Annotated in this window: 3 protein-coding genes and 1 pseudogene; all 4 read right to left on the bottom strand. The window is 63.7% G+C overall.

What is annotated here, in order from left to right; genetic code table 11:
* Positions 1–297: 297 nt before the first annotated feature.
* Positions 298–1,737 carry a mercury(II) reductase gene (gene merA, locus KYX69_RS23130; RefSeq protein WP_066581750.1) on the bottom strand — a complete coding sequence of 480 codons (1,440 nt, stop codon included), beginning with the start codon at positions 1,735–1,737 and terminating at the stop codon, positions 298–300.
* A gap of 10 nt (positions 1,738–1,747) precedes the next feature.
* The gene (gene merP / locus KYX69_RS23125) at positions 1,748–2,029 is read right to left on the bottom strand and encodes a mercury resistance system periplasmic binding protein MerP (RefSeq protein WP_126004674.1); all 282 of its coding nucleotides are present in this window, start codon (positions 2,027–2,029) and stop codon (positions 1,748–1,750) included.
* A gap of 14 nt (positions 2,030–2,043) precedes the next feature.
* Entirely contained in the window at positions 2,044–2,415 is a 372-nt protein-coding gene (locus tag KYX69_RS23120; protein ID WP_300501682.1) for a mercuric transporter MerT family protein, read from the bottom strand.
* 99 nt (positions 2,416–2,514) lie between these two features.
* A pseudogene (locus KYX69_RS23115) lies at positions 2,515–2,606 on the bottom strand (integrase catalytic subunit); the annotation flags it as partial.

The raw sequence follows: 2,606 nt of genomic DNA, 5'->3' as shown, positions 1-2,606 counted from the left end.
AGCGGACGCAGCCGTTCGAACTGGGCTTCACTCAACCAAAACTCGCTCAAATCCACGCTCCTGCTGGCGCAGCGCATGAATCACATCCCAGCCGCCAAGGGAATCCCGTTTATGGGTCCTGACCCTAGAACGCGAGAACATGCCCCAAGCCCGTTCGCTGCCCCACCACAGGCCAGCAAAGCCGCAAAGCGTGACGCCGGTTCGCCAGCTACCCGACCAATCCCTGGCGCCGCTGCCGGGATCGGAACAGCGCGGGCTACTCATGTCATCTCACCGCAGCGACGCGACTGAGCGAACTTAGCCCGCACAGCAGGACAGTCTATTCACATCCCGGTCGAATGCCTGCGCCGCCAGCTTCAGGCCTTCGACCGTGGTCAGATAGGGGAAGATCGTCTCCACCAGATCGTCGATCGTGAGACCGCAGCGGAGCGCCATGGCGGCGGTCTGGATACTGTCCGCACCTTCCGGTGCCAGGATGTGCGCGCCCAGCAGTTTGCGGGTCCGGCCATCCGCAACCAGCTTGATCAGGCCACGCGTGTCGCGGGCCGCCAATGCGCGCGGGACATTCTCGAGCGGGAGCGTCGACGTTCGCGCTGCATATCCGGCCGCGATAGCCTGTGCTTCGGTGAAGCCGACACTGGCTACCTGCGGATCGCTGAATACGACGGACGGCATGGCCGAATTGTCGTACCTCAGACTGTCGCCGTTCAAGGCGTTTTTGGCAGCGATCTTTGCGCCATAGGCCGCCATATAGACGAACTGGTCTCGGCCCGTCACGTCGCCGGCGGCATAGACGCCGCGCACAGAGGTTCGCATATGGTCATCGACAATGATGGCACCGCTGAGCGTCTGCTTCACCCCCGCCTCGATGAGACCGAGGTCCTCAACATTCGGGGCGCGCCCGGTCGCCAGGAGAAGGCGCTCCGCGACGATGATTTCGGCGACCCCGTCGCGCAGGACGGTGAGCGCAGCGCCCCCTTCCGCCGTCTTGTGGACCGACTGATAGGCGAGGTTGCCCAGGACGGTGATGCCTTCGCTCGAAAGATAGTCGGTCAGCGCGGCGCCGATCTCCGGCTCCATCTCGGGGAGAAGGCGGCTGCGGAAAACGAGCGTCACGTCGACACCGGCGCGGGAGAACGTCTGAGCGAGTTCCACACCGACATAGCCGCCTCCGAGGACGATCATCGATTTCGGCAACTCGGTCAGGTCGAGCGCGGTAGTGCTGTCGAGCGCATCGACATCCGGAAGGCCCGGGATAGCCGGCACCGCCGGACGGGTACCTGTCGCAATCACGATCCGGTCAGCGGTGAACCGCCTTCCACCGGTCTCGACGCCATTATCGACGAGCCGCGCCGTGCCTTCATGATAGGCGACGTTATTGTAGAGAGGCAGGAGGTCCGCATATTTCGCCTGGCGAAGGCCCGAGACGAGCGCGTCCTTTTCGGCGATCACCTGGCCCCAATCGGCGGCTCGCGCCCGGGCCTCAATGCCCTTGAACCGCATCGGCGCGGCATTGGCGTGGTGGATGCTCTCGACCGCGCGGATTAGCGCCTTGGAAGGAACGCAGCCGACATTGACGCAGGTTCCACCGATGGTGCCGGCACCGATAACGGCGACCTGGGCCCCTTGCTCCGCCGCGGTGATCGCGGCCGAGAACCCAGCCGATCCGCCGCCCACGACGATAAGGTCGTACTTCTTGTCCTGAGGGCGGTCGACCGGATTGCAGCAATCACTCATGATCCGACTTTCACTTGCGGACTTGCGAAGGGTAGCCAGCGTTGGTGGTCGCCGCGATCAACGCCTTGGTGCTGGTCTTGGCGTCGTCATAGGTGACGGTCGCGGTATGTGCTTCGACTGAAACTTCGACGGCGGTCACGCCGGATACGCGCGACAGGCTCTTTTTGACGACGGGGCCGCAGGTCACGCAAGTCATGTTCTCGACGGCCAGGGTGACGGTCCGGATTGCGGCAAAGGCCGGGCCGGATGCGAACAGCACCGCTACGGTCGCGAGCAGGGCAAGCTTCTTCATGATGGTCTCCTTGTTCAAACTTCGAGCAATAGGGGGGCGAGATAGGGGAAGAGGACGGCGAGTCCGACCAGCGCCGTTGCAAGCCACAAGGCCGTCTTCGCCAGGCGGTTGGAGGAAGGCGTGCCGCATTCGCGCTCGGCGCAGACCACCTGCGGCCGACGATAGATCCGCCAGAACCCGGCGGCCAGAAAGGCGATGGCCACCCCAAGGAAGATGGGCTGATAGGGGGCGAGCGCGGTCAGGTTGCCGATCCATGCGCCACTGACGCCCAGTGTGAAGAGCACCAGCGGGACGATGCAGCAGGAGGCTGCGCCAAGCGCGCCGAGACTTCCTCCGGCAATCGCAACCCACGTACCGCGTCTGGAAGCCGTTTCCGGCTGGGTCATTTTCTGTTCTCCGAATCACGTTGTTGACCCTAGATAGGATCTGTAGCGGCTACAGGTTCAAGAGGTGATCTGCCCCCACCGAGTGGACCGATAGGTTTGTTAGTGGATTAAGCCCATCGCCGCCATATCCGGACGGAGGTGGAGCGAAGCGGAACCGGAGGCCGGATATGGCGGTGTCGCCGTTTCCGGTG

The sequence above is a fragment of the Sphingomonas sp. genome (genome assembly GCF_030145815.1).
GTDB lineage: Bacteria > Pseudomonadota > Alphaproteobacteria > Sphingomonadales > Sphingomonadaceae > Sphingomonas.
This window is presented reverse-complemented; position numbering and strand designations above follow the sequence as displayed.